The following is an 8,627-nucleotide window of genomic DNA, read 5'->3' on the forward strand; positions in this document are numbered from 1 at the left end:
TTTAGTCCTCATCTAAACTGTTGAACAAATTCAACTAATTTGTCTTCTTCAAAGTTTTTGGTTAATTCAAGCAACTGATTGGCAAAAGGTGCATAACGCATATCTATTGCCTTCAGCTTGCTGGCTCGCTTCTCAATACTGAGTAGTTCACCTTTCATGGCTAAATCTAACAGGACTGCAACTTCTTCCGAAGGGGGAGCAATCAGTTGTTGGTCTGGGGTTTGGGAAGGGGGATTGGTGAAGATACCTTCGGAACTGAAAGTTGTCGGCTCCTCATAAATCCATTCTAAACGTAAATGGTTGCCCAAGCATTCTAATAACTTTTCTGCCCGAATAGGTTTGAGGAGAAAAGCGTTGCAACCAGCCTGGAAAATGCTGTGGGGATCGCCGGATAAAATGCTAGCAGAAGTCCCGATCGCGATTACATCCTTCAATGGAGGGATTTTTCTGATCTGCCTCACCGCTTCAAAGCCGTCCATCACTGGCATTACTAAGTCAATTATAATACAGTCAGGTTGAAATAACAGAGCTTTATTCACGCAGTCTTGACCGTCCGTTGCCTCCATTAAGTCAAACCCAATGGGAGCTAAAAGATTAACTAGGACAGAGCGATTTTGCCAGCGATCGTCAACCACTAAAATTTTCCGCCGATCGCCTGAGAAACTCCTGATAATTTTTTCAGGTTCTTTTTGATGCCCTTCCCAGCTTTCGGTAATAGGCAACTCTAACTCAAACCAGAAGATACTGCCTTTACCTACAGAGCTTTGTACTTTCAGTTCGCCGCCCATCATCTCGACTAATTGGCGACTAATTGGCAGCCCTAATCCTGTCCCCTCTATCTGGCTAACTGAACCCCCGCTGGCTTGCTCGAAGGGCAAAAATATTTTTGAGAGTTCGTCCGGCGCGATGCCAATGCCTGTATCTTCTACTTGGAAAATAAATTTCCCTGTTAGGGATTGGGGATTGGCGAGTGGTGACAAAGATTGCTGAGTCTCCAGTCTGTTTACTTTAAAACTAACGCCTCCTTTTTCGGTAAATTTTATCGCATTGCCGAGTAAGTTGATGAGAATTTGCCGCAATCTTTTTTCATCGGCTTGGACGCAAATGGAAAGTGGAATTAGCGGTTCGTAAATCAAAGAGATTCCCTTCTGTTGGGCGCGAATCTGGCAGATTTCAGTAATGCCTTGGAGAAAGTCTGACAGGTGAAACTCGGTGAGGTAGAGTTCCATTTTTCCGGCTTCGATTTTGGAGAGGTCGAGAACGTCATTGATGAGAGTTAGGAGGTGTTCGCCACACTGATGAATGATGTTAATACCAGAATTTTGCTGACTGGTTAAACCTGTGTCTCGTTTGAGGATTTGGGTATAACCTAAAATGCCGTTGAGCGGTGTGCGGAGTTCGTGGCTCATATTGGCGAGAAATTGGCTCTTGGCGCGGTTGGCTGCTTCTGCCGCTTGTTCGGCTTGCTGTCGCTCTTGAATTTCTACTTCTAGGCGCGTATTTTTGGCTTTTAATTCCTCGGTTCGCTCTTCTACTTTAATTTCTAAAGTGTGATAGAGGTTGGCATTTTCTAAGGCGATCGCAGCTTGTCCCGATAGCATCCGCAAAACTTCTACCCGCTTCGGCGTGAAAGCGCCCGCAATCACGTTGTTTTCTAGGTACAGGATGGCACTTAACTTACCTTGAGATAGGATAGGCGCACACAAAATTGATTTTGGTTTGTGTTGGGTAATGTAGGGGTCGGCGTAAAAGATTTCATCGCGGCCCGAATCATTTAAAACGACATTTTTTTGAGTTCTGGTGACGTAATTAAGTACCGAGATAGGCAGTTGCCCAGAAGTTGATACTGGTAAAGATTCTAGCACTCGGACTCGATCTTTAGTCCCCGCCGCTTCTATAACAAGTTGACCCTCTTTTGATAAAATAAGCGCTCCAGTTTCAGCGCCTGCGTTTTCTATCAAAATCTTCATTAACTTGGTCAGCAAGTTAGGTAGAACAATTTCGCTAGAAATGGCAATAGATGCTTTCATTACAGTTGCCAAGTCTAGCAACTCTGTTTGACCGCCTGTAATGGTCAAAGAAGAAGCAATTGTCATCTTAGGCTCGAAAGGGTTTTCTGTGATCACAGAGGATCGCGCTATTAATTGCGGGTATTTTTCTTCTAGATGTTTAACTTTAGCTAAAGCTCCCCAGCGCATATAGGCATAATAAGCATCCGTCATGTAGGTGCGGGCAATCTTTTCTTTACCCCATGAAAAATAGAATTTAGCAGCGAGTTCATAAGCTAGTGCTTCTTCGTTGATGTACTCGTTTTCTTTGGCAAGAGCGATCGCTTTGTCGTACATCTCGATCGCTTCTACTTTTTCGCCTAAAACACGATGCTTTTCGGCCTCTACTAAATAGAATTTATGTAAATGATTCATTGGGGCATAATGTGCCCATTTTTGCAATTTTTCTTGATTAGCTTGTACTCGGCTAAGAATGTCCTGTTGGTCGGACTGTGAAGTTTCAGAATACACAGCTAGCCGTACTAGAGAATCGTAGAAATAGAAGATAACAACAGTTAGCTGCCCGGTAGATGATCCGAAAGAACTTTCTACTTGAGGGATATTTTTTAAAGCTTCCTGGTAATTATCAAACACATAACAAAGCGCAAGTTTGTGCAAGTATAAATAATGAATAGCCAGTTGGTTGTTGGTTTGCTGATATAGCGGCAGCATTTTCTCTTCGTCGTAAGCTTCCCCCTTTAACTGGCATAGATTTTGGCTTTTTCCCATCATGTTTAAGACGGCTTGCCAACAGATTTTGGTATTATTAAGCGCTGTTTCTTGGCTGATTTTATGAATTGCATCTGTGTAAGTTGCTATCTCTCGTTCGAGTTGCATTAGTTGCTTGCCAACAAAAAACGAGTAATGACTCCACACCATGACGGCATAGCCAGCATATTCTAAATCTCCAGTTTCCAGCCCGCTAGAGAAAGCTGCCAGGAAAGGTTCTAAGGTATTTCGGACGTGTTCTTTCCAATGTTGAACGGCAGCATACACTAAGTGGCAAGTCTTGACTTGGATTTCTTTGGCATTTAACTTTGACACTAGACGTAAAGCTAATTGACCGAACTCATAGCCCCGCTCAATATCTCCTACCGCCCCGCAAAGAAGAAGACTATATACCGCATATGCAAAGGGAGACACAGAAGCATTGCCATATTGAACGGATAAATTGACCTGTTTGCACACTGTTAAAGGCACCAATACGGGCATCCCAGAATAGCAAGCAGAAAATATACTTGACAAAATCCTGATCGCTGCTAGTTGATAAGGATCGGTCATTTCAGGGAGCTCGATTAAGTCCTCAATTCGGGTTTCGCTCAAAATTGCCGCAGTTTCCCCCAGCGCCTGCCCAATATCAGATGGGTTTGGCGAGTTGGGAAACTCTACCTCCAACTGCTTTAAGACTTCCAGCCCCGTATTCAATGCTTCCTGCAGCTTGTTCTGCGCCATATAAGCTTGAATCTGGACTTCGTACACTTTTACTATGTCCAATAGCGTTTTGGCGCAGTTTTGTACTATCTCAACGAATCTCTGCATTCCATCAAAATCACCACTCAAATATGCTGACTCTGCTGCTTCCTCATGCAGCCTTAATGCCAGTTCATATTGATTGTCCCAACTATCTACCGCTAGCAGAGATAAACCTACTTGCAAATATTTGACGGCGGAATCGTGGGCTGTAGCAGCTTTCGCTTTCTGACCTGCAATCAGATTCAATTGGGCTAGTTCATATTTTTGGGATTCAGTAGTAAGTAAGTCAGTACCATAATTGAGTTGGTTAACTAAAGCAAAAATATTTTCTTTTCTGTCTTCTGGCGTGGTATTTTGCAGCAGCAGTTGACCGATTTTTAAGTGGGTCTCTTTTTTCTGATCATCGGGAATCAAAGAATAGGCAGCTTGCTGCACTCGGTCATGTAAAAACTTGTAGTCAACCTTCACATCAGTTAAGGTAAAAACGCCCGATTCTTCCTGACTAAATACGAGGGGAATTTTGTATTCATTGCTCAAAGGTAAAATCAACCCAGCTTGAAGTGCTTCCCACAATTGCGCCGCCGTGACTAAGGATGATTCCTGATTGACAATAGCCAAAACTTCTAAGTTAAAAGAGTTGCCAATACAAGCAGCAAATTTTAATACTTTTTGTGTATCTTCGGGCAATTTGCGTATATTTCTAGCAATGAGTTCGACAACATTGTAATCCGTGATGCCGATCGCTTGAATTTGCTCGATATTCCATTGCCAGAGCCCAGAATATAAATCATAAGTCAACAAATCTTCTTGATAGAGAGTTTTGAGTAGTTGACTTAAGAAGAAAGGATTGCCCTGCGTTTTATTAAAAAGTAGAGACGCGAAATTTCGCGTCTTTACAGACAGGGATTCCGAACCGCCAGATTCATTTAAAGTATCCGCAATAAATTCTTCGACATGAACGAGGTGTAATGGTTGAAGGACAATATTATTCACCTTCGTACCAGTTTGGCGAATCTTGTCAATCGTTTGCATCGTCGGATGAGTTGGATAAACTTCGTTATCTCGATATGCCCCAATCAGCAATAAATACTTGCTATCAGAATCAGTTATTAGCAATTCAATTAATTTCAACGATGCCGAATCCGCCCACTGCAAGTCATCGAGAAAGATAACTAAGGGATGGTCAATAGTCGTAAATACGCCAATGAATTGTTTAAAGACGCGGCTGAAACGGTTTTGAGCTTCAGTTGCCCCTAGTTCTGCTACGGGTGGCTGTTTGCCAATAATTAATTCGACTTCAGGGATAACATCAATGATGACTTGTCCGTTATCGCCTAAAGCGGATAACAGTTTTTCTTTCCAAGTTTGGATTTCTAGTTCGCCTTCGGTTAGAAGTTGCTGAGTTAAGGATTGGAATGCTTGAATCAGGGAAGCATAAGGAATATTGCGCTTGAACTGGTCAAATTTCCCCGCAATAAAATAGCCTCGTTGCCGCACAATGGGTTTGTGAACTTCATTGACCAAAACTGTTTTGCCTATCCCGGAATAACCGGAAACCAGCATTAATTCGGTGGTGCCACTAGCAACGCGATCGAAAGTTTCTAGAATTTTTTCAATTTCTTGGTCGCGACCGTAGAGCTTTTGCGGTATATTTAATTGCCCTGCTTTATCCGCACTTCCAACAACAAAGTTGGAAATATATCCGCTAGCCTGTAGCTTTATCAAACAAGTTTCTAAGTCAAATTTTAGTCCCTCAGTGCTTTGGTAGCGGTCTTCAGCATTTTTAGCTAATAACTTCATCGCAATCGCTGAAATTTGTGGTGGGATTTCAGGATTTAGCTGGTGAGGGGGAATGGGAGTTTTGGCAATATGGCTGTGTACCAATTCCAGCGGGTCTGTGGAATTAAAGGGCAACTCACCGGTGAGCATTTCATAGAAGGTAACGCCTAGTGAATAAAAATCAGTGCGGTAGTCAATTGACCGATTCATCCGGCCAGTTTGTTCTGGCGACATATAGGCGAGTGTGCCTTCGAGCAAATCTGGATGGCTGAGGGTCGAATTTTCTCGCTCCAGGCGCGAAGCGATGCTGAAATCAATAATTTTAACTTTTTCAGTGGCTGGGTTGATGATAATATTTTGTGGCTTTACATCTTTATGAATAATGTTATTTTTATGAATTTCTGCTAAGGCCGAGACAAGCTGAAGACCCACAGAAAGAAATTGAGTGATTGTGAGTTTTTTAGCATTCATCCAATCGTTGAGAGACTCGGAGCCAGAATCTTCTAATATTAGTGCTAAACCGTTTTTATAGCTTTCTAAACTAATGGCTTTGACGATCGCTTCTACGTTCAAGCTGTGCAGAATTTGATATTCGTGCCGCAAGCGGGTGATGTCAGAAAGAGTGGGATACTCAGCCTTTAGCGTTTTGACGATCACGCTGGAAAAGTCCGAATCCTTCCGAGCGCGATCGACTGAAGTTCTTATCCCGCTGTGGAGGGTTTCAACGAATTGATAGCCAGCTAAGTTGATAGTCATTGTTATTCTAGGGATCGCAAGGGAATTGAGCGTGAGGTTAAGGTCGGTTTAAAAACTTAAATATTATTGGAGCTGATTGTAACATAGTAATTTACTCAATTAAAGTGAGCTCATGTTTCGCTTCGGGCAATCGTGGCTTCATGAGATTGTGTTGTTAACTGTGCTGCCTCAATGCGCGTTTTGGGTGTTTCTTGTGGGATTAGTCGGCTGCACTTTCAAGTAGGGTGTCGATCGAGTGTTTTCCCGGTGCTGATAATTATCGTTGTCAACCATCACCTAAAACCGAATCATCCATCCATCCGCAAGCCGAACAATCCCAATGAACAGGCGGCTTTTCATACTGGGGGTAAGTCATTTCACATTGGGGACACCGACCAGTAAACAGTGGGTGGGTATCCAAAAGTTCTAACTGTTTCTTTGGTGTCCACCGCCGCCTAGGTTGCAGAATCAATTCGCCGTTGTAGTAGGTCGCGCCTTCGGGTTCCCACAATTCATCGGGTTTGGCGTTAGCATCTTCTTGAAAGTCGGGCAAGTGTCCGCGTTGGGGCCTGTGGGATGGACGGCAGAGATGAGGTGTGGGTTGCGGGCGTACAAGATACAGCGATGGCTCCGTCCCGGATGGAGCCATCGCACTCATGGATTTTGGGCATGGGGGCGCGTTGGGGTTATGGTTTGGGTTTAGTTTTCCCCAGAGGCGAGCGTATCTTTGGATAATACGCCTAATTTGCTGGGGCGATCGTCCCTCCTCAAATGATGAAACAATTGTGTGACTGGTTTGCTTGCATCTTCCTCCTGATGACTGGCACTTCCCGCTTTAATAACTATCCTTTTTTTCGCTCTATTTATGCTTCTTTTTTAGCGAGCAAACCTTCAGCATGAACAATTAAAGTCATCACTTTTTCGTAGTCAGTGCATAGGACAACATATAGGCTGGAACGATAAAGCCGATTTCCTTAACCGGAACATTAAAATATCGAGAAAACCTACACATTAAAGCCGGCTCCGTGAAAGAAGAATCCCCGAAATAGAATTTCGAGGATTCTCAAGAAAATCAAAATTTTGACCACAATCCTGAAGCTAAAAAACCAGATTTAGCCTTCAGTGGGATAAGGTTTCTCCTGACTTGGTAGACTGGGAGTGCGGAAAATCGCAATAATTGCTCGCACCACGAAGATAAATATTGCCAGGGCCCCAACCGAAAAGATCACATCACCTGGAATCCTTGTCCAAACCGTCCAGTGCATCCATTGCGAACCCATCACCGTTTCACCCCGTGCATACCAAGTTCCGTAATTGATCGACTGAGTAAGCTGGTAAAAACCATTCGGAATCGGCCCAAATAGCAGCATCACCACCAAACCAATATTCAGGAACCAGAACGAGAACTTTAGCTGCTTCTCATTCCATACCGATTCCGGCGTAAATTCCCGCAGGGCAAACAACATTAGTGCTAACGCCAGCGACCCATACACCCCAAACAGCGCTCCATGCGCGTGAATAGCGGTTGTATTCAAGCCTTGGGAGTAATAGAGAATACTGGGCGGGTTGATCAGGAAACCAAACACCCCTGCCCCCACCAAATTCCAAACGCAGGTAGCAATAAAGAACCGTAGGGGCCAGCGATAGAAACCTTCCGCCTCCCGTGAAAATTTCAGCGTTTGCAACACCTCAAAGCCAATTAAGGTGAGGGGAATCACCTCCAAGGCAGAAAAGACAGACCCAACTGCCGCAATAAACACCGGAGTTCCCGAGAAATACAGGTGGTGCAGCGTTCCCACAACACCACTACCCAAGTAGAGGATTGTGGTCAGATATGTTGCCCGTAATGCTGAGGACTTTTTCAAGAAGCCTAACTCACTACACAAGTAGGCAATCACCACCGTGGCAAACACTTCAAAAAAGCCTTCGACCCACAGGTGCACCACCCACCAGCGCCAGTATTCGGCAATACTCAACGGAGTCCGGTTCGTGTAGAACAGTCCCACCGAGTAGAACAGGGGAATCGTAATCGCACTGTAGAGGAAAAAGTGACTTAATCCTGTCGGGCTTTTCTCCTGTTGTAAAGCCGGGCGGAAGGCACGGTACATCAGGAATAGCCAGAACACCATCGCCACAATCAGGAGAACTTGCCAGACCCGCCCTAACTCAATATACTCATAGCCTTGATGCCCCCACATAAAGCTATCTTCAACGCTGAGAATCCCTTGAATGGCGGCCCATGAGCCCACAAGGGAACCCACCACCACCACTGTCAAAGCACCTAACAACACCAGGTTTCCCACCGCCTGACCTTTCGGTTCAATGCCTCCAAAGCGCGGTGCAAAGTAAAGCCCTGCGGCTAACCAGCAGGTAGCAATCCAGAATATCGCCAGTTGCACGTGCCAGGTGCGAGATGCCGCATAGGGAAGAAATTGTGCTAGGGGAATGCCATAAAAACTATCGCCTTCAACGGCATAGTGTGCCGTTACCATTCCCATCGCCATTTGCACCATGAATAAGTAGGTAGGCGGGAAAAAACCAATCTATGTAACAAAATATTAAGTTACCTAATTGGAGTTAAACTTAAGACGT

3 protein-coding genes are annotated in these 8,627 nt (G+C 44.4%); all 3 read right to left on the reverse strand.

All coding sequences use genetic code 11. The annotated features are described in order from the left end of the window. Positions 1-8: 8 nt before the first annotated feature. The 3 genes from QUA83_RS23765 to QUA83_RS23775 all read right to left on the reverse strand — a co-directional run bounded on the left by QUA83_RS23765 (position 9) and on the right by QUA83_RS23775 (position 8,548). Positions 9-6,056, reverse strand: a complete 6,048-nt coding sequence (locus tag QUA83_RS23765) for an AAA family ATPase (protein ID WP_333296316.1) — start codon at positions 6,054-6,056, stop codon at positions 9-11. A gap of 265 nt (positions 6,057-6,321) precedes the next feature. Next, positions 6,322-6,693: a hypothetical protein gene (locus QUA83_RS23770; protein WP_333296317.1), complete on the reverse strand. Its 372-nt coding sequence runs from the start codon at positions 6,691-6,693 to the stop codon at positions 6,322-6,324. A gap of 454 nt (positions 6,694-7,147) precedes the next feature. Beyond that, positions 7,148-8,548, reverse strand: a complete 1,401-nt coding sequence (locus QUA83_RS23775) for a cbb3-type cytochrome c oxidase subunit I (protein ID WP_333296318.1) — start codon at positions 8,546-8,548, stop codon at positions 7,148-7,150. Between the last annotated feature and the right edge of the window lie 79 nt (positions 8,549-8,627).

This window comes from Microcoleus sp. K1-B1, assembly GCF_036704705.1.
GTDB lineage: Bacteria > Cyanobacteriota > Cyanobacteriia > Cyanobacteriales > Microcoleaceae > Microcoleus.